Consider the following 18,725-nt stretch of genomic DNA (forward strand, 5'->3'; position numbering starts at 1 on the left):
CGTCACGTGCTCGCCCTAGCGGACGACCTCACGGGAGCGGCGGAGACGGCGGCGGCGCTCATGTCGCCCGCGCGTCCCGCCCGGATCGCGCTGTCCGGCGTGACGGGGGCGGCTCCCGTGGTGGTGGCGGACCTCGACAGCCGGCACCACCCCAGGACCTATGACCTGGTACGGGAGGCGCTGCGGCAGGCGGGCGACCGGCGGGTCTTCGTCAAGGTCGACTCGCTGCTGCGCGGCAACGTGGCCGCCACGGTCGCCGCCTGCCTCGACGCGCCAGTCGTCCTGGCCCCGGCGCTGCCGTCCGCCGGCCGTACGGTCGTGGGCGGGGTGCCGTACCTCCAAGGCGTGCCCCTGCGCGAAACGCGCGCCTGGCGCGCCGAATCCCGTCCCGCCCCGGCCTCCGTCGGCGAGGCGCTGGGCGAGGTCCCCTGGGTGCACGTGCCTGTGGGCGCCGACCCCGCGGCGGCCGCGGCGGCCGGGACCGTGGCCGTGTGCGACGCGGAGACCGACGCCGACCTCGACGCCATCGTGGCGGCCGTGCTGCGCGGCTCCCGCCGTACGCGACTGGTGGGCGCGGGCGGCCTGGCCGCCGCGCTCGGCCGCGCGCTGGGCGGGGGAGCGGCGTCCTGCGAGGCGTCACCCCGGAACGGCCGGCTGCTGGTGGTGGTCGGAACGGCCGAGCCGGGCGCGCTCGACCAGGTCAGGCTGCTCGTCGAGCACGGAGCCAGGCACCTGCCGGTGCACGTCGAGTTGGACACACCAGCGAGCTCCGCGACCGCCGGACAGGTACGGGAGGCGCTGGCCGCGGGCGCCGTCGTGCTGACCGCGCGAGGCCCCGCCGTGACCGGCACCCTCGGCCCCGTGGTGCGCGACGCGCTCGGGGACGAGCCCGCCGACCTGGTGCTGACCGGCGGCGGCACCGCCAGGAGAGTGCTGGACGCGCTGGGCGTCCGCGAGCTGATCCCCCTCGACCAGGTCCACTACGGCGCGGTGCACAGCCGCACCCCGGAGGGCCACTCGGTGGTCACCAGACCGGGCAGCTTCGGCGCCGCCGACAGCCTCCTCCGCATGGCCACCCACCTCGACCATCTGCATCCGGACCACCTGCACCCGAAAGGCTGACGTTGGCTGACATGAGCACCAGCACCCGTACACCCCTCATCGCCGTGACCATGGGGGACGGCGCCGGCGTCGGCCCCGAGGTGATCGTCGGCGCGCTCCTCGCCCCCGAGACCGCCGCGTTCTGCCGCCCCGTCGTCATCGGCGACGCCGCCCGCCTGCGCCGCGCCGCCGGAGTCCTCGGCGTGCGGCCGGAGGTGGTCACCGTGCCGGGCGTCGGGGAGGCGGTGTTCGAGGCCGGGCGCATCAACGTCATCGACCCGGGCCTGCTGCCCGAGGACCTGCCGTGGGGGAAGGTCTCGCCGGTGGCGGGCCACGCGTCGTACGAGTACGTACGGCTGGCCGGCGAGCTGGCGATGTCCGGCGACGTACAGGCGATCTGCACGGCGCCACTCAACAAGGAGGCCCTGCACGCCGCCGGCCACGTCTACCCCGGCCACACCGAGCTGCTCGCCCACCTCACCGGCACGGAGGAGGTGTCGATGATGCTCTCCACCTCCAAGGTGAAGGTCATCCACGTCACCACCCACATCGGCCTCATCGACGCGGTCGCCCGCATCGAGCCCGGCCTGGTCGAGCGGACCATCCGGCGGGGCGAGGCGGCCATCCGCGGCTCCGGCGTCGCCCGTCCCAGGATCGGCGTCTGCGGCATCAACCCGCACGCGGGCGAGAACGGCCTCTTCGGGTACGGCGAGGAGGAGGAGAAGATCGTGCCCGCGGTCGAGCGCCTCCAGGCCGAGGGCATGGACGTCCACGGGCCGCTGCCCGCCGACACGGCGTTCTTCCTCGCGGGGCGCGGCGACTACGACCTGATCGTGGCGATGTACCACGACCAGGGCCACGGCCCGGTGAAGATCCTGGGCCTGGAGGCGGGCGTCAACATCACCGTGGGCCTGCCGGTGATCAGGACGTCCGTGGACCACGGCACCGCTTTCGACATCGCAGGAAAGGGCCTGGCGGACGCCGGTAGCATGATCGAAGCCCTCCGCCAGGCGGCCGAGCTGTCGTCCGCGCGGGGCGTGTGAGGGAGGGGGCGCCACCGATGGGCCGCGCAGCACAGGTTCGCCGCGACGAGATCGTCCGCCTGGCCACCACCACGGGCCTGGCCAGCGTCGACGAGCTGTCGGCCCAGCTCGGCGTGACGGCCTCCACCATCCGCCGCGACCTGGCCCATCTCAAGGCCGCCGGCCTGCTCGCCCGCACGTACGGCGGCGCCATGGCCGTCGTCACCCACCCGGAGGCCTCGCTCCGGCAGCGCATCGGCGAGGCCTTCGAGGCCAAACGCGCCATCGCGTCCTGGGCCGCCGCCCGGATCCGCCCCGGCGAGACCATCCTCCTCGACTCAGGCTCCACGACCGGCGCCCTGGCCCACGAACTGCGCCAGGCGGCGGACCTGACGGTGGCCACCACCGGCCTGAACGCCTTGCAGGAACTGGTGGGGGCGACGGGCGTGCACGTCGAGTGCCTGGGCGGCACGCTGCGCCACGTGAGCCAGGGCTTCATCGGCCCGCTGGCCGAGGCGGCGCTGAGCAGGATGTCGTTCGACCGGGTGTTCCTGGGTGCCGACGGGGTGACGGCGGAGGACGGCATCTGCGAGGCCAGCCTGCAGCAGACCCGGCTGAAGGAGCTGATGATGGCCCGCTCCCGCCACGTCTACCTCCTGGTCCACGCCGCCAAGCTGGGCCGCCGCCCGTTCCACGCCTGGGCCCGCATGCCCGACACCTGGACCCTCGTCACCGACACCGCCGCCACCCCCGAAGCCCTGAAACCTTTCACCGACAGAGGCGTCGAAACCATCGTCACCACCCCGTAGACGGGCCGGCCCCCATTCACCCGTCGCCCTGCCGGGGTGGTCATGCGACTGCCCAGCATGTCCGGCAGAACGCCCACCTCAGGGGCGGCAGAACGCCCATCATCGGTGCGGCAGAGTGTCCACGTAACCTTCGGCAGAACGCCCACGTAAGCAGTTGATCTGCGGTAACATTCGTTCATGTGACAGAGCCGACTCTCTTCTCACGACGCGCCGAGGCGATGACGCTGGAAGCTCTCTCGGACACGCGGGTGGTCGTCGTCAACGGCGCTCGGCAGGTGGGAAAGAGCACTCTGGCCGGACTGATCGCCGCCCGGACGGACAACGCTCGCCAGCTCTACCTGGACGATCCTGGGGTTCTCGCCGCAGCCCAGGATGATCCCGTCTCGTTCGTGCGGCACGACGGGCTGATGCTGATCGATGAGATTCAGCGGGCTCCGCAACTGCTACTGCCGATCAAACGCCAGGTGGATCGAGATCCGCGTCCGGGCAGCTACCTGCTCACCGGTTCGGCCCGCCTCCTGGACCTACGGGATCTCCCCGACGCGTTGCCCGGACGAACCGAAACCGTCGAGCTGTGGCCGCTGTCCCAAGGGGAAATCGACAAGGCTCCCGATGGGTTCGTGGACCAGGTGTTCGCGCATGGTGTTGATGTCACCATGCAGCCCTGTCCACTCCACAAGCGTGACTACGTGGACAGGGCGCTGCGCGGCGGCTATCCGGAGGCCGTACGGCGAGATCCTGGACGCAGGCGCACCAGGTTCTTCGACTCCTACATCACCGACCTGATCACCAGGGATGTCCGCCAGATCTCCGAGATCGAACGGCCGGCGGAGATGCGCCGGCTCCTGAGCGTCATCGCGGCCCGTATGGGGGGGTTGGCCGTAGTTCAGTCGATCGCAGGCGATGTCGGCCTCCCCAGAGTGACGCTCTCCCGATACCTGGACCTGCTGGAATTGATCTTCGTGATCAAACGCATCCCGGCCTGGTCGTCGAATCTCACGCGCCGAGCCATCTCCACTCCCAAACTGATCATTACGGACAGCGGGCTCGGCGGTCGGCTCATCGGCATGTCACCCGAACGCGCCAAGGATGTCACAGCTCCCGTAGGTCCGCTCTTGGAGAATTTCGTCATCGGCGAGGTGGCGCGTCAGCTCACCTGGACCACCGAACCCGTCCAACTCTTCCACTACCGGGATCGCGACCAGGTGGAGGTGGACATTGTCCTGGAGCACGCGTCGGGCGAAGTGATCGGCATCGAAGTCAAGGCCGCCGAAACCGTCCGAGGCGACGACTTTCGTGGGCTACGACATCTGGCCGGCCGGCTCGGAGCGAGGTTTCGCGCTGGGTTCGTGATCTATACCGGTGAGCAGGTCCTGCCTTTCGGTGACAGGATGCGTGCGCTCCCCATGGCGTCGTTGTGGATGCTCGGCTCCTGAGGTGAAGCCGGGCGCCGGCTGAGAGGCTTCGGCGGGTGTGGTTCCGTCCCGTCTTGACACGGATTGTCAAGATGATCATTCTGATCTTGGGGGACCGGCCGCCTGACGTCAGGCGGCACCTCACACAGAGGAGGACACTCAGCATGTCTGCCAACCTCACGAACGCGCTCCGAGGACGACTCGGCCTGCTGCGCAAGCCCGCGCACGCACTGGCCGTCCTGGCCACCGCCACGGCCGCCACGGTGACTCTGACCGCCACGCCCGCCGCCGCCGCTTCCTGGCATCCCTACCAGGTGTACAAGCTCTACGAAACCTGCACCTCGGTCGGGCTCTACGCCGTCAGCTCCGGCAAGGCGCAGAAGTACAAGTGCGAATGGGACAGCCCCTACTACCTCCTCTCCCTTTACTACTGAGCCTTTCAGCGCGCCCTTCCCGGGACCCGCGAGGAGTGCGCCACTTTCTGGTGCAATGAGAAAACCCTGGGTCGCGGCAGTGCCGTGACCCAGGGCCGGTGGAGCGTGGTGGACGATACTGGGATTGAACCAGTGACCTCTTCCGTGTCAGGGAAGCGCTCTCCCGCTGAGCTAATCGTCCGTGTTGAGTTGTCACTCAGAGCGGAAGACGGGATTCGAACCCGCGACCCTCACCTTGGCAAGGTGATGCTCTACCACTGAGCCACTTCCGCGTGGTGCTGTGTTTACCTTAGCGGATCCCGAGGGTCCGCCGGACCAGCCGAGGTGGAGACGGGATTTGAACCCGTGTAGACGGCTTTGCAGGCCGCTGCCTCGCCTCTCGGCCACTCCACCAGGAGTCTTGCTCCGAGCGGAAGACGGGATTCGAACCCGCGACCCTCACCTTGGCAAGGTGATGCTCTACCACTGAGCCACTTCCGCGCGAACCCGGGCTGCGTGCGCCGGGCCACGGGAAAACCATATCGCCTTCCCGGAGTGCCCGTGCGCAACGAGGCCCGGAATTCACCGGATCAGGCGCACGTCCTTCGCCATCACGAACATCACCCGGTGGCCGAGCTGGATCTGGTAGTAACGCAGCCGGCCCGTGGTGGTGACGTGTCTGGACGGGCTGAAGGCGCCGGCGGCGTAGTAGGAGCCGGTGACCGTGTCGCCCACCGCGTACTGCTGGCCGGGCCCGATCTTGTACTGGAGCGGGATCAGCGGCTGGTAGGACGCCAGCTTGTACGCGGACCGCTCCGGGTAGGCGCGGCCGTACACCCTGGTGCCGGGCCTGCGCGGCGTGATGAGGGGGCCCCTGGCCGGGACGGCCGTGGGGTTGGCGGGCGGGTTGTGGAACCAGGCCTTCTGCCCCAGGTACCAGATCGCCGTCCAGTCGCCCTGCCGGTCGGCCACGGCGTAGCGCTGGCCGGTGGAGGCGCGGGCGCCGTGGTCGTACACGCTGTACGTGCTGGGCCTGCCCGGATGCTTGCCGGGGTCGTCGACCAGGGGAGCCGATTCGCTCGGCTGCTTGTGCAGCCAGACCGTCGAGGCGCCGTGCCTGGGGCACGCCTTGCCCGGCTTGCGGCTGACGCAGCCGGTGAAGCGCGGCCGGTTCTTGTCGTACGACGGGCGGATCATGATGGAGTCGCCGTTCTTGGCGCCCTTGAGCGGCCGGTTCAGCAGCTCGAAGTAGTGCTCCCAGTCCCAGTACGGCCCCGGGTCGTCGTGCATGCCGGCGACGGTCTTCGGGGTGGTGCCCGGTACGTTGTCGTGGCCGAGGATGTGGGCGCGGTCGAGCGGGATGTCGTACTTGTGGGCCAGGTATCTGACGAGTCTGGCCGACGAGCGGTACATCGCCTCCGTGTACCAGGTGCCCGCCTTGGCCAGGTAGCCCTCGTGCTCGATCCCGATCGAACGGGTGTTGAAGTCCCAGTTGCCGGCGTGCCAGGCGATGTCGTTCGTCCGTACGTGCTGGGCGACGTGCCCGTCGCGGGAGCGGATCGTGTAGTGCCAGCTGACGTACTTCGGGTTGCGGATCAAGGAAGGGATGCCCTGGTAGCCGCCCTCGGTGTCGTGGATGATGATGTAGTCGACGGTCCGTGCCCTGCTCAGGTGGTCGTGGTTGCCGTAGTCGCGGTGGTGCTTCTTGCCGAAGCGCCGGTGGGGGGCGGGCATCCATTCGCAGGCCAGGGAGGCGGGGCACTCCACGTGCCCGCCGTCGCCCGTCTTCTCGACGTTCTGCCGGGGCTGCTCCTCCTCCGGATCCCGCCAGTGGTCCGGGTAGTCAGGGAAGTCGGGGTCGTTCGAGTAGTCCATATAGTCCGTGTAGTCCGGGTAGTCGGCGTCGGTGTCGGTCTCGTCTTCCAGGGGTGATGGGTCCGGGTCGAACTGCGTGGTGGACTCGGTGTCCTCGCCCGAGGCGGATTCCGGGAGGTCGGCCGCCGAGGCGGGCTTGGGCAGGCTCGAAGCCCCCGAGGCGGGTCCGGGGAGATCAGCTGCTCCCGAGGCGGGTCCCGGGAGATCAGGTGCTTCCGAGGTGGGCCCCGGGAGGCCGGGTGCTCCCGAGGCGGGGGACGGCAGGCCGGCTACGGGGTCGAGCCGTACGAGGAAGCCGTCATCGGTGCGGCGCTCGACGCCCTCTCGCATCACCGCGAACACCTCGTCGGCGAACCCGTGGGCGGCCGCCTCGTCTTCCGAGCCCGAGTAGCGGGCCACGGCCTCGTACCAGTCGGCGGGGTCGGCGCTCGGCCGCCGCTGGTAGGAGGCGAGCAGCGCGGCGCCGGCCCTGATGTTGGTGGCCGGGTCCGAGCGCACGAGGGCGAGGTCGGCGCCGATGAGCCGGCCGGCCTCGGGCAGGGTGACGGGCGGCGCGGCGAGGCGGGCCGCAGACGGGGCAGGGGCCATGGCGGCCGTGCCGGGGAGCGGGCGGGAGTCGTCCCCGCGGGCGTCGCCGAGCGCGTCGCCGATCAGCGACCCCATGGCGTCGGCCGGGAACGCGTCCACCAGGTGCATCGGGCCGTAGCCGCCCGCCGTGCTCGGCGACCCGCCGTTGAAGTCCCAGCGCGACTCCAGGTACGAGACGCCGAGCAGCACGCTCACGGGCACGCCGTACTCCCGGGCGGCGGCGGCGAAGTCGGCCTGCCGTCCCGATTCTCCCGAGACGGCGGCGGACCCGGACTGCCGTCCCGATTCCCCCGGCCCGGCCGACCCGGCCTGCCGTCCCGGCTCGCCGGGGTGGGCGGGGTGGCGGTGGGCCGCGGCGACGCCGGCGCGCCGTTCCGATCCCCCCAAGGCGGGCCGTCCCGGTCCTCCCGGGGCGGCGGTGGAGTCGGCCTGCCGCCCGGACGGGCCGGCGGCCTGGGCGTGGGCGGGCGTGGTGAGCGTGCCGGCGATCAGGGTGGCGGTGAGCCAGAGGCGCATGACATCTCCCCCAGGAACGTCACGAGACGACTACTCTCCGTGTCCTTTCCCAGAAAGGGATGTGTCAGACGGGACGGATGATACAGATGTGATTTGCCATGATCACCGGCGAACTTGGCACTCCACTCGGACTCCTGAGAAGCGTTGTAGTTAATTCCTGCCCGATATCGGGCAGGATGTTGGCGTGTCTCGTTCCAGAGCCGTAGTGTCCTCGTCTGTGTCAACAGCGCGGCATCCCTACGAAGATCTCATCGCGCACCTCACCGCGACGAGCCCCTTGGGCCCGGGCGAGGCCGCGCGGGTGGTCGCCGACGTGCTGGCGTACTTCTCGGAGTCCGCCGAGGAGTACGTCCGGCGCCGCCACGCGGAGCTGAAGTCGCGCGGCCACACCAACGACGAGATCTTCCCGAGGATCGCCCGCGAATTACGCGGTCGCCGGGTAGCGGCACCGGAGCTGTCCCTGCGGCAGCTGCGCAGGATCATTTACGGATAAAGAGGAGACCTCGATGTGCGGAATCGTGGCCTACGTCGGCCCTAGGGACGCGGCACCCATCCTGCTGGAGGGCATGCAGCGGCTGGAGTATCGAGGCTACGACTCGGCCGGGGTGGTGGTGTCCAACCGGGGGCTCAAGATCCGCAAGGTGAAGGGCCGCGTGGCCGACCTGGCCAAGGTGGTGCCGGCCAGGTTCAAGGGGACAGTGGGCCTCGGGCACACCCGGTGGGCCACGCACGGCGTGCCGAGCGACGTGAACGCGCATCCCCACCTGTCGGCCGACGAGCGCATCGCGGTCGTGCACAACGGCATCATCGAGAACGCCGGCGAGCTGCGCGCCAAGCTGGAGGCCGACGGCGTGGAGTTCGCCTCCGAGACCGACACCGAGGTGCTGGCGCACCTGATCGCGAAGGCCGCCGACGAGAACGACACGCTGGAGGAGGCGGTCAGGAAGACGCTCAAGAGCGTCGTCGGCACGTACGGCATCGCGGTGATCGACGCCGAGCGGCCCGGTGAGGTGGTCGTGGCGCGCAACGGCAGCCCGATCGTGCTGGGCATCGGCGAGAAGGAGATGTTCGCCGCGTCCGACGTGGCGGCGATGGTCCGCTACACCCGCCAGGTCGTGCACCTGGAGGACGGCGAGCTGGCCGTGCTCAAGGCCGACGGCTTCCACACCTTCGCCAGCGACGCCCGCGAGACGGCCAAGGAGCCGCTGACCGTCGACTGGGACGCCGGGCACTACGACACCGGCGGCTACGAGCACTACCTGCTCAAGGAGATCTCCGAGCAGCCCGAGACGATCACCCGCACGATGAGCGGCCGGCTCGACGAGCGCTTCCACGTGGCTCACCTCGGCGGCCTGAACATGGACGCCCGCGAGACCCGTTCCTTCCGCCGGGTGAAGATCATCGGGTGCGGGTCGGCGTACTACTCGGGGCAGATCGGGGCGCAGCTCATCGAGGAGCTGGCGCGGATCCCCTCCGACGCCGAGCCGGCCAGCGAGTTCCGCTACCGCAACCCGGTCGTCGACCCCGACACGCTCTACGTCGCGATCAGCCAGTCGGGGGAGACGTACGACACGCTCGCCGCCGTGCAGGAGCTCAAGCGCAAGGGCGGGCGCGTCATCGGCATCGTCAACGCGGTCGGCAGCGCCATCGCCCGCGAGGTGGACGGCGGCATCTACCTGCACGCGGGCCCCGAGGTGTCGGTGGCCTCCACCAAGGCGTTCACCTCGACGTCGCTGGCGTTCGCGCTGCTCGCGCTGCACCTGGGCCGGGTGCGCGACCTGTCGCCGGCCGACGGGCGGCGCATCGTGGAGGGCCTGCGCCGGCTGCCCGGGCAGATCGAGGAGATCCTGGCGCAGGGCGACAAGATCGCCGAGCTGGCGCAGAAGTACGCCAAGCACCCGAGCATGATGTTCGTGGGCCGGGTGCGCGGCTACCCGGTGGCCAGGGAGGGCGCGCAGAAGCTCAAGGAGATCTCGTACGTGCACGCCGAGGCGTACCCGGCGAGCGAGCTCAAGCACGGCCCGCTCGCGCTGATCGGCCCCGACATGCCGACGGTGGCGATCGTGCCGGACGACGAGCTGCTCGACAAGAACCTCACCACGCTCGGCGAGATCCGCGCGCGCGGCGGCCAGGTGCTCATGGTGGGCCACCGCGAGCCCGGCGCGAAGCTGGCCGACGACGTCATCGTGGTGCCGAAGAACGAGATCGAGCTCGACCCGATCCTGCTCACGATCCCGTTGCAGCTGCTCGCGTACTATGCCGCCGTGGCGCTCGGCCGCGATGTGGACAAGCCGCGCAATCTAGCCAAGAGCGTCACCGTCGAGTAAAGGCTCTATTTCAGCCTCAAACCTCGTTATTTTGCTGCGGACGGCATAAATTCGATGTGTGCGGCAGGACCATGAGACGCCCAATCTCGCACGCATGTACGACTACATGCTCGGCGGGAAGGACAACTTCGCGGTCGACCGCCTGGCCATCGAGCAGCTCGCCGAGCTGATCCCGGAGGCGGTTCCGCTGGCCCGGGCGAACCGGGCCTTCCTCCAGCGCGCCGTGCGCTACGTGGCCGCCGCCGGGGTGCGCCAGTTCCTCGACCTGGGCAGCGGGCTGCCGACCCAGGGCAGCGCGCACGAGGTCGCACCGGACGCCAGGGTCGTCTACGTCGATCACGATCCGGTCGTCGCCGCGCATGCCGGGGCCCTGCTCGGACATACGGGCAGGGCCGCGTTCGTCCAGGCGGACCTCCTGGATCCGGCCGCGGTGCTGGCCGGGGCGGGCCGGTTCCTGGATCTGCGCGAGCCGGTCGGCGTGCTGCTGGTGTCGATCCTGCACTTCCTGCCCGACGCGGCGCACCCGCAGCGGGCGGTGGCGGCGCTGCGTGAGAGCCTGCCGCCCGGCAGCCACCTCGTGATCACCCACGTCACGTCGATGGGCCGCCTGGAGGACGGGGAGCGCTACCGGGGCGCCGGCACGGACGACCCCGGCGGCGGCACCGACCGCACGCCCGCCGAGATCCGCGCCTTCTTCGGCGACTTCCCGCTGGAGCCGCCGGGGCTGGTGCAGGCGGTCGACTGGCGTCCCGACCGCCCCAAGCTGGTGGGCGACTGGTCGCTGCCGTCCTCCCTCATGGCCGGGATCGGCAAGAAGCTCCCTCGATAGAGATGTGTAGCCCGGCGTAACGTGCCAATAACTGCTTGTAGGCAGTGGCTCGGAGCGCTCGGGGGAGAGGCACATGCGCCGTCGGCGGTTCTTCGCGTGGGGGCTCGGCGCGGCCGCGTGCCTGGCCGGGGGCGCGGCCGGGTGTGGCACGCAGCGCGTCGGCGCGGGCGCCGCGGGGCTGCGCACCCGGTTCGCGATCATCCCTGAGGGCCGCCGCTGGGCGCGCGCCGGGCTGCTGTTCTCCGGGGCGGCCCGCGAGGCCGGCTACCAGCTCGGCCCCGGCACCAAAATCACGCTGTCGGGCCTGCCCGCCCTGGCCGCCGCCGAGCTGAACAACGACCACACCCTGCTCACCGCCACGACCCCGCTGTCGCGGCTCAGCGGCGAGGTCGAGGTCGTGGTGGTGCCCGGCGACTCCGGCTTCAAGGACTTCCAGGACTTCGGCGCCCACCTGCTCGCCGACCCCGCCCGGACGCCGCTGGCCGGCCGGCCGCAGGGCGGGCCGGACCACCTGCTGTTCGGGCTGATCGCCAAGGGGCTCGGCGCGGACACCCGGCAGGTCGACTACACCGGCTACCCCAACCACCAGGAGACCGCCACCGCGCTGTCGTCCGGCAAGGCCGCCGCGGCGACCGGCCTGCTGTCCGACTGGCGCTCGGGCATCCACAGGGAGCAGGTCAGGGCGCTCGCGGTCTCCTCCGCCAGGCGGGTGCCCGAGCTCGACGTGCCGACGTTGCTGGAGTCCGGCGTACGGGTGGACTACGCGGAGTGGACGGCCGCCTTCGGCCCCGAGGGCATGACGGAGGACACCCGCGAGGCGGCCATCGGCATGTGCGACGACGTGACGGGCTCCTCGGCGTGGGACGCGGCCTGCCGCTCCGAGGGGTGGATCTCGATCCCGTTGAGCGGTGACGACTTCGTGGTCTGGCTGGCCTCCGAGGTCGAGCGCACGAGGGCCGTGATGCGGGACCTCGGACTCGTCGACACGACCAAAGCCACAACATGCTGGGGCAGTTGCGGAAACGGCCACTAGATGTAGGATCCTGCTCGTCGCTGGTTCGCCTCTCAGGAGGCGGAGCAAAAGGGAACCCGGTGCGATTCCGGGGCTGCCCCGCAGCGGTGAGCGGGAACGACCGCCGTCATACGCACTGGAGCGATCCGGGAAGCGACGGCCAGTAGGACAGAGATTGCGCGCCCGCGAGCCCGAAGACCTGCCGGCGGCATGCCGGGCTGCCCGCCCGGCATGAAGTGACCATGGCCTCGAGGGAGGGCCGGGGAGCGAACCGGCGGGTGAGCCGTGCCCGCCGCCGTGCTCTCGCGCGCCCTCCCGGGGGACGAGCGCGCGAGGAGAGAGCACGTGACGCAGACCATCGGGATCGACCGCCGGCTGGCCATCGAGGAGGCCGCCGCGCGGGTCATCGCCGATCCGGCCAACTCCCGGGTCGCGGCCCGGCTGCTGGCCGAGGAGATCGCCGACGAGGCGGCCACGCACGGGGTGCGGTCGTTCTCGGAGTCGATCGCCGCCACGCACGCGGCGGGGCTGATCCAGGACCGGCTGGCGGAGTTCGTCGCCGCCCGCGCCGCCGAGCTGGACGCGCTGGTCAGCGCGGAGGCGGACGACCGCTTCGAGTATTTCGGGCTGCGCACCGTCTACGACCGCTACCTGCTGCGCCATCCCGAGACGCGGGCGGTGCTGGAACGGCCGCAGCACTTCTTCCTGCGCGTCGCCTGCGGCCTGTCGGAGTCGGTCGCGGAGGCGGCCGAGCTCTACGCGCTCATGTCCACGCTGTCGTACCTGCCCAGCTCGCCCACCCTGTTCAACGCGGGCGCGCGCCGGCCGCAGCTGTCGTCGTGCTTCCTGCTCGACTCGCCGCGCGACGAGCTGGAGGGCATCTACGACAGGTACGGGCAGGTGGCGCGGCTGTCGAAGTACGCCGGAGGCATCGGCATCTCCTGGACCCGGGTGCGCTCGCGCGGCTCCCTGATCCGCGGCACGAACGGCCACTCCAACGGCATCGTCCCCTGGCTGCGCACGCTCGACGCCTCCGTCGCGGCGGTCAACCAGGGCGGGCGGCGCAAGGGCGCGGCCTGCGTCTACCTGGAGACCTGGCACGCCGACATCGAGGAGTTCCTGGAGCTGCGCGACAACACCGGCGAGGACGCCCGCCGCACCCACAACCTCAACCTGGCCAACTGGGTGCCCGACGAGTTCATGCGCCGCGTGGAGGCCGACGAGGTCTGGTCGCTGTTCGACCCGAAGGAGGTGCCCGACCTCACCGACCTGTACGGGGAGGAGTTCACGGCGGCGTACCGCGCGTACGAGAGCTCCGGCCGGTACGTCCGGCAGATCCCGGCCAGGACCCTCTACGGCCGGATGATGCGCACCCTCGCCCAGACCGGGAACGGCTGGATGACGTTCAAGGACGCCGCCAACCGCACCTCCAACCAGACCGCCCGCCCCGGCAACGTCATCCACCTGTCCAACCTGTGCACCGAGATCCTCGAGGTCACCAGCGACGCCGAGACCGCCGTCTGCAACCTCGGCTCGGTCAACCTGGCGGCGCACGTCTCCGGCAGTAGCACGGATCGGGGCCTGGACTGGGACCGGCTGCGCGGCACCGTCCGCACGGCCGTGCGCTTCCTCGACCGGACCATCGACCTCGGCTTCTACCCGACCCCCGAGGCCGAGTCGGCGAACAAGCGGTGGCGGCCGATCGGGCTCGGCGTCATGGGGCTGGCCGACGTCTTCTTCAGGCTGCGGCTGCCGTTCGACTCCAAGGAGGCGCTGGAGCTGTCGACCAGGATCGCCGAGGAGATCGCGCTGGCCGCGTACGACACCTCGGCGGACCTGGCGGCCGAGCGCGGCCGGCACCCGTCGTACGGCGACACGCGGGCGGCCGGGGGCGTGCTCCACCCCGACCACTACGGCGCCGGCGCCTCGCCGCGCTGGGACGCGGTGCGGGAGAAGATCGGCGCGACCGGCCTGCGCAACTCCCTCATGATCGCCATCGCGCCGACCGCCACGATCGCCTCCATCGCCGGCTGCTACGAGTGCATCGAGCCGCAGGTGTCCAACGTGTTCAAGCGCGAGACCCTGTCCGGGGAGTTCCTCCAGGTCAACCGCTATCTGGTGGCCGACCTGCAGGAGCGCGGGCTGTGGAACCAGCAGGTGCGCGACGCCGTCAAGCGGGCCGACGGCTCGGTCCAGGACGTCCCCGGCATCCCCGCCGACCTCAAGGTGCTCTACCGCACGGCCTGGCAGCTGCCGCAGAAGGCGCTGATCGACCTGGCCGCCGCGCGCCAGCCGTACATCGACCAGTCGCAGTCCCTGAACCTCTTCATGGCCAGCCCCACCATCGGCAAGCTCTCGTCGATGTACGCCTACGCCTGGAAGCGGGGCCTGAAGACCACCTACTACCTGCGCTCGCGGCCGGCGACCCGCATCGCCCAGACCACCGTGCAGGCGGCCGCCGTCTGCTCGCTGGAGAACCCCGAGACCTGCGAAGCCTGCCAGTAAGGAGAACGCCTCATGCTGCTCGACCCCGGAATGGACCTCACGCTGCGGCCCATGCGCTACCCCGACTTCTACGAGCGCTACCGTGCCGCCATCCGCAACACGTGGACCGTCGAGGAGGTGGACCTCCACTCCGACGTCGCCGACCTGGCGAGGATGACGCCGCAGGAGCGGCACCTGATCAACCGGCTGGTCGCGTTCTTCGCGACCGGCGACTCCATCGTGGCCAACAACCTCGTGCTCAACCTCTACCAGCACGTCAACGCCCCCGAGGCCCGCCTCTACCTCAGCAGGCAGCTGTACGAGGAGGCCGTGCACGTGCAGTTCTACCTGACCCTGCTGGACACCTACCTGCCGGATCCCGACGAGCGGGTCAAGGCCTTCGCCGCGATCGAGCACATCCCCTCCATCCGCGACAAGGCGGAGTTCTGCTTCAAGTGGATCGACTCGATCAACGAGCTGCAGCGGCTGGAGAGCGCGGACGACCGGCGGCGCTTCCTGCTGAACCTCATCTGCTTCGCCGCCTGCATCGAGGGCCTGTTCTTCTACGGCGCCTTCGCGTACGTCTACTGGTTCCGCTCCCGCGGCCTGCTCGGCGGCCTGGCCACCGGGACGAACTGGGTGTTCAGGGACGAATCCATGCACATGGAGTTCGCCTTCAGCGTGGTCGACACCGTCAGGTCGGAGGAGCCGGAGCTGTTCGCGTCGCTGGCCGGGGACGTGACGCTCATGCTGGAGGAGGCCGTGGCCGCCGAGCTCGCCTTCGCGGAGGACCTGTGCGGCGAGGGCATGCCCGGCATGGGGGTCGAGCAGATGCGCCAGTACCTCGAGTACGTCGCCGACCAGCGGCTCGCCAGGCTCGGCCTGCCCAGGAGGTACGGCTCGGCCAACCCGTTCGCCTTCATGGAGCTCCAGGACGTGCAGGAGCTGGCCAACTTTTTCGAACGGCGGGTCTCCGCGTATCAAGTGGCGGTTGAGGGCAATGTGAGCTTTGACGAATCTTTCTAGACATTGGGGGCATAGGGCGTGCAGTCTCCGGCGGGCTGGCTGATTCTCGTGATCGCGGTGGCCGGGTCGATCCTCGCGGTCGAGCTGGTGCGGAGGGTTCTCAACAGGGTCGGCCGCAAGTGGGCGCCCGCCCAGCACCTGGTGGAGCACTGCACGTGGCCCGCGTTCACGGTGGCGGTCGTGGTGGCCGTCAACCTCGTCCTCGGGCCCGGGATGTTCGGCTCGGCCCCGGGCGAGCGCAACCTCGCCGCCACCGTGGAGCGGGTGCTCGGCCTCGTCACGATCGGCGCCGTCACCTGGCTGATCGTGCAGGCCGCGTACGCGCTGACGGACGCCGTCCTCGACCGGCTGGTCCAGGTCGAGGGCGAGCGCAACCGCAGGGCGCGGCGGATCAGGACCCAGATAGGGCTGGTCCGCCGCATCGCCGCCGCGGCCATCATCGTGATCGCGCTCGGCGCCATGCTCTTCTCCTTCCCCCAGGTCCGCGCGCTCGGAGCGGGCATCCTGGCCTCGGCCGGCATCGCGGGCGCCATCGTCGGCATCGCCGCCCAGCCCACCATCGGCAACGCCGTGGCCGGGCTCCAGCTCGCCTTCAGCGACGCGCTCCGGCTCGACGACGTGGTCGTGGTGGAGAACGAATGGGGCAGGATCGAGGAACTGACGCTCACCTACGTCGTCCTGCGCCTGTGGGACGAGCGCCGCCTCGTCCTGCCGGTGTCGTACTTCACCCAGCACCCGTTCGAGAACTGGACCCGGCACGGCAGCCGGGTCCTCGCCGTCGTCATGCTGCGCGTGGACTGGTCGGTGCCGGTCCCGAAACTGCGGGAGGTGCTGTACGAGTTCCTCCAGGGCAACCCCCTGTGGGACCAGAAGGACTGGACGCTCCAGGTCACCGACGTGCTGCCCAACGGCCTGGTGGAAGTGCGCGCCCTCATGAGCGCCGCCGACTCGGCGTCCGCGTGGGACCTCAAGTGCGACGTCCGCGAGTTCCTGGTCAATTACATCAGGGACAACCACCCGGATTCGCTGCCCGGTTTCCGCGTACGCCCGTGAACGCGTGCGCCCATAAATATGTGGCACGGCATCGACCACCGGTTTACTGTAGGGATAGTCAGGTACCGGAAGAACCTCAAGGATTGGAGCTCCGGGATGTATTGCATCCGATAAGGCGGCTGCTCTCGTCGTCGCGCTCTATATACTTCTTCGGTGGGTCATCGAAAATGGTCAATGGAAGATCTTGTACGTGAGTTGCCACTGGCAACAAGTCGGAGGGACCTGGCGCGTCGGCTTGGTTTAGCTAGCCACAGCGCTATTCGGGGCATTCTCCGTCATGCCGACGAAGCGGGCTTGGATACGCGACATATTTTCAATATCACGTCCTATGGGCGAAGTCGTGCCAAGGTGGACGACGAGACAATCGCCAAACTGGTGGCAGAGTCATTCTCCGTCAGTGAGGTCCTGCGAAAGGGCGGTTATCAAGCCGCCGGAGGCAGTCATGCATGGCTCTCGCGTCGGATCAAGCGACTGAAGCTCGACACCTCTCACTTTGAGCAACGTCGTGCTCTGGGGGGTGGTCCTGTCAACAGAAAGCCTCCGGAGGAAATCCTCGTCATAATGCCGCCAGGCTCGTTCCGAGCCCGTACATATCAGCTTCGCCGAGCTCTCCTGGAGAGCGGCATGCCTCACAAATGCACGCGATGTGGGCAAGGGCCGGAGTGGATGGGAGAGCCTCTCTGCCTTCAGGTGGAGCACATCAACGGTGACAGGTTGGACTGCAGGGCGGAGAACCTGTGCTTTCTCTGTCCGAACTGCCACACCCAAACGGCGACCTATGCCCGGTCAACGGACACCTAGCAAGCACGCTCCATACAGACGACGGCCCTGAAGGGAAAGGGCCGCGGGCCACGGCCTGGCCGGAGGGATTGGCGACCCCCGGCCGGACCCGGCCCACGCCCCGGGCCGGCCCACGCCAGCCACGCCCGGGGCCCAGCCGCTCTGGCCCAACCGGCAGAGGCGCCGCCCTCAGGAGGCGGAGGTTCAGGGTTCGACTCCCTGGGGCGGCACCCCGGCGGTCGTCCGGCGCTACGAGGAGAGCGAGCCGACCGTCACCCGCCACTCGCGCAGGCTGCGATCCTTGGTGACCTCCAGTCGCGTGTAGGGGTCCTGGTCGACGAGCGCCTGCGCCGCGGCCTCGTCCTCGGCCCGCAGGACGATCATGCCGGCCGTCAGGTCCGCGTAGGGGCCGGCCGCGACGACGCTGCCCTGCTCCTGGAGCTTGTTCAGGTGGGCGAGATGGTCCTCGCGGTGCTCCGCTCGCAGCGGGGTGTCGTTGTAGCCGTAGGTCAGGACGAACAGTGCCATGCCGAAATACTCCTTGGATCCGGTGGTTTCAGGTCAGCCGGGCAGCCCGTACACCCGCCGTGCGGTCCCGGCGAAGACGGCGTGCTGGTCGGCGGGCGGGAGGCGGGCCAGCGCGTCCTTCCACGCGCCGACCAGCTCGGGCATCGTGGTCCAGATCTTCTCGACCGGGAAGTTGGTGCCGAACATGGCCCGGCCGGCGCCGAACCAGCCGAGCACCTCGCGGGCGACGGACGAGATGAGGTCGGGGTCCACGCGGTGGACGAAGGTGCCCTGCCCGGTGAGCTTGACGACGACGTTCGGCAGCTCGGCCAGGGCGGCCATCCCGGCCCGCCACGGCTCGAGGTACTCGGGGCCGATGAGCATGCCCGCGTGCACGAGGACGAAGGTGACGTCGGGGAAGGCGGCCGCGAACTCCACCGCGTCCGGCATCTGCTCGGGAAAGACCTGCAGCTCGAACAGCCAGCCGAGGTCGGCGAGGGCGCCGACGTTCTTGCGGAGGACCGGGTCCTTCATGCGGTCGGGCGCGGTGGCGAAGCGGAACTCCGGGCGCTCGTGCCAGTGCAGTTGCTGCCGGGTCCCGCGGACCAGCGGCGTGATGGCGGCCTGCCGCCGGAGGATCTCCGGGGTGCGCTCGTCGAACATGTCGGCCGCTCCGACGACGGCCATCGGCCAGCCCACCTCCTGGTGGACCTCGTGCAGCCACCGGACCTCGTCGACGACGCGGTCGAGCGGCCAGTTCGTCTGCACGTAGACCGACGCGCCGATGCCCGAGGCCGTGGCGTCGGCGATGTACTCGCCGATCGGATAGTCCCGCCTGATCGGCTCGTAGGGCCCGAAGATCCGCGGCACCATCGGGCCTGACAGCCACGGCAGGTCCCGGGCCCGCCAGATGTGGTGGTGCGCGTCGACGATGTCGCCCGTGTAACGGGTCGCGTCCGGCATGGCGA

The 18,725-nt window shown here is 70.0% G+C and carries 15 protein-coding genes, 5 tRNA genes and 1 riboswitch; of the genes, 13 read left to right on the plus strand and 7 right to left on the minus strand.

Annotated elements, in window-relative coordinates; all coding sequences use genetic code 11:
• Positions 1–6: 6 nt before the first annotated feature.
• The 5 genes from FH608_RS21970 to FH608_RS21990 all read left to right on the plus strand — a co-directional run bounded on the left by FH608_RS21970 (position 7) and on the right by FH608_RS21990 (position 4,781).
• Entirely contained in the window at positions 7–1,122 is a 1,116-nt protein-coding gene (locus tag FH608_RS21970) for a four-carbon acid sugar kinase family protein (RefSeq protein WP_226899764.1), read from the plus strand.
• Between the two features lie 11 nt (positions 1,123–1,133).
• Positions 1,134–2,144, plus strand: coding sequence for a 4-hydroxythreonine-4-phosphate dehydrogenase PdxA (pdxA, locus tag FH608_RS21975; RefSeq protein WP_139632470.1), 1,011 nt, complete (start codon positions 1,134–1,136; stop codon positions 2,142–2,144).
• A 17-nt stretch (positions 2,145–2,161) separates the two neighbouring features.
• Complete coding sequence (locus FH608_RS21980) at positions 2,162–2,932, plus strand: DeoR/GlpR family DNA-binding transcription regulator (protein WP_139632471.1); 771 nt, start codon at positions 2,162–2,164, stop codon at positions 2,930–2,932.
• A 179-nt stretch (positions 2,933–3,111) separates the two neighbouring features.
• A complete protein-coding gene (locus tag FH608_RS21985; protein ID WP_226899765.1) occupies positions 3,112–4,368 on the plus strand; it encodes an ATP-binding protein in 1,257 nt (418 codons plus the stop codon).
• Positions 4,369–4,511: 143 nt separating this feature from the next.
• Positions 4,512–4,781, plus strand: a complete 270-nt coding sequence (locus FH608_RS21990) for a hypothetical protein (RefSeq protein ID WP_139632472.1) — start codon at positions 4,512–4,514, stop codon at positions 4,779–4,781.
• A 106-nt stretch (positions 4,782–4,887) separates the two neighbouring features.
• On the opposite strand, the gene FH608_RS21995 is transcribed toward FH608_RS21990, so the two are convergent.
• The 5 genes from FH608_RS21995 to FH608_RS52865 all read right to left on the minus strand — a co-directional run bounded on the left by FH608_RS21995 (position 4,888) and on the right by FH608_RS52865 (position 7,739).
• Positions 4,888–4,962: transfer RNA gene (locus tag FH608_RS21995), tRNA-Val, on the minus strand.
• 19 nt (positions 4,963–4,981) lie between these two features.
• Positions 4,982–5,053, minus strand: a tRNA-Gly gene (locus FH608_RS22000).
• A gap of 50 nt (positions 5,054–5,103) precedes the next feature.
• Positions 5,104–5,174 (minus strand) — tRNA-Cys (locus FH608_RS22005).
• 15 nt (positions 5,175–5,189) lie between these two features.
• Positions 5,190–5,261: transfer RNA gene (locus FH608_RS22010), tRNA-Gly, on the minus strand.
• 81 nt (positions 5,262–5,342) lie between these two features.
• Positions 5,343–7,739, minus strand: coding sequence for an N-acetylmuramoyl-L-alanine amidase (locus tag FH608_RS52865; protein WP_226899766.1), 2,397 nt, complete (start codon positions 7,737–7,739; stop codon positions 5,343–5,345).
• A gap of 217 nt (positions 7,740–7,956) precedes the next feature.
• Between FH608_RS52865 and FH608_RS22020 the strand changes: the two genes are divergently transcribed.
• The 8 genes from FH608_RS22020 to FH608_RS22060 all read left to right on the plus strand — a co-directional run bounded on the left by FH608_RS22020 (position 7,957) and on the right by FH608_RS22060 (position 17,480).
• A complete protein-coding gene (locus tag FH608_RS22020) occupies positions 7,957–8,232 on the plus strand; it encodes a hypothetical protein (protein ID WP_139632473.1) in 276 nt (91 codons plus the stop codon).
• 13 nt (positions 8,233–8,245) lie between these two features.
• Complete coding sequence (gene glmS / locus FH608_RS22025) at positions 8,246–10,066, plus strand: glutamine--fructose-6-phosphate transaminase (isomerizing) (protein WP_139632474.1); 1,821 nt, start codon at positions 8,246–8,248, stop codon at positions 10,064–10,066.
• A 58-nt stretch (positions 10,067–10,124) separates the two neighbouring features.
• Positions 10,125–10,895 carry an SAM-dependent methyltransferase gene (locus FH608_RS22030; RefSeq protein ID WP_226899767.1) on the plus strand — a complete coding sequence of 257 codons (771 nt, stop codon included), beginning with the start codon at positions 10,125–10,127 and terminating at the stop codon, positions 10,893–10,895.
• Between the two features lie 73 nt (positions 10,896–10,968).
• Positions 10,969–11,928, plus strand: a complete 960-nt coding sequence (locus FH608_RS22035) for a Bug family tripartite tricarboxylate transporter substrate binding protein (protein WP_139632475.1) — start codon at positions 10,969–10,971, stop codon at positions 11,926–11,928.
• A gap of 4 nt (positions 11,929–11,932) precedes the next feature.
• Positions 11,933–12,128: riboswitch (cobalamin riboswitch) on the plus strand.
• Positions 12,129–12,252: 124 nt separating this feature from the next.
• Positions 12,253–14,412, plus strand: a complete 2,160-nt coding sequence (locus FH608_RS22040) for a ribonucleoside-diphosphate reductase subunit alpha (protein WP_139632476.1) — start codon at positions 12,253–12,255, stop codon at positions 14,410–14,412.
• A gap of 12 nt (positions 14,413–14,424) precedes the next feature.
• On the plus strand, positions 14,425–15,417 hold the full coding sequence (locus FH608_RS22045) for a ribonucleotide-diphosphate reductase subunit beta (RefSeq protein ID WP_139632477.1): 993 nt from the start codon (positions 14,425–14,427) through the stop codon (positions 15,415–15,417).
• Positions 15,418–15,435: 18 nt separating this feature from the next.
• Complete coding sequence (locus FH608_RS22050; protein WP_139632478.1) at positions 15,436–16,470, plus strand: mechanosensitive ion channel family protein; 1,035 nt, start codon at positions 15,436–15,438, stop codon at positions 16,468–16,470.
• Between the two features lie 936 nt (positions 16,471–17,406).
• A tRNA-Leu gene (locus FH608_RS22060) sits at positions 17,407–17,480 on the plus strand.
• Positions 17,481–17,499: 19 nt separating this feature from the next.
• Here the strand turns inward: FH608_RS22060 and FH608_RS22065 are convergent.
• Together FH608_RS22065 and FH608_RS22070 are read right to left on the minus strand one after the other, a co-directional pair.
• Complete coding sequence (locus tag FH608_RS22065) at positions 17,500–17,778, minus strand: YciI family protein (protein ID WP_139632480.1); 279 nt, start codon at positions 17,776–17,778, stop codon at positions 17,500–17,502.
• Between the two features lie 33 nt (positions 17,779–17,811).
• Positions 17,812–18,720, minus strand: coding sequence for an amidohydrolase family protein (locus tag FH608_RS22070; protein ID WP_139632481.1), 909 nt, complete (start codon positions 18,718–18,720; stop codon positions 17,812–17,814).
• Positions 18,721–18,725 lie beyond the last annotated feature (5 nt).

Origin of the sequence: Nonomuraea phyllanthi (assembly GCF_006334985.2) — a bacterium.
Taxonomy (GTDB): domain Bacteria; phylum Actinomycetota; class Actinomycetes; order Streptosporangiales; family Streptosporangiaceae; genus Nonomuraea; species Nonomuraea phyllanthi.